Origin of the sequence: Acinetobacter sp. NIOH-H-8, from assembly GCF_046635365.1 — a bacterium.
Lineage (GTDB): Bacteria > Pseudomonadota > Gammaproteobacteria > Pseudomonadales > Moraxellaceae > Acinetobacter.
The window spans coordinates 1-238 of record NZ_JBHDVN010000410.1 but is presented as its reverse complement, the minus strand read 5'-3'; the positions used below and the strand labels follow the sequence as shown (position 1 = coordinate 238).

1 protein-coding gene is annotated in these 238 nt (G+C 34.9%); it reads left to right on the top strand.

Going from position 1 to position 238, the window contains the following annotated elements:
* A partial coding sequence (locus tag ACEWB7_RS18890) for a transposase family protein (protein ID WP_411581206.1) occupies positions 1-221 on the top strand: 221 nt, incomplete at its 5' end.
* Between the last annotated feature and the right edge of the window lie 17 nt (positions 222-238).

Genomic DNA, 238 nt, shown 5'->3' with positions numbered 1-238 from the left:
GCTTGTTGCCATTAAAAGCAAAGAAGCGCTGTAAACTGGATTCCGAACTAAAAATCTATAATCAGGAAATCAATAAAAGAAGAATTGGAATTGAGCATGTATTTGGCAGTTTGAAAACCTTCAAAATCCTTGCTGAGCGTTATCGAAATAGAGGTAAAAGGCTTGGTTTGAGATTCAATTTAATCGCTGGAATCTACAACTTGGAACTGAGCAAAAAATGATTTATGAAAGAGGTCTA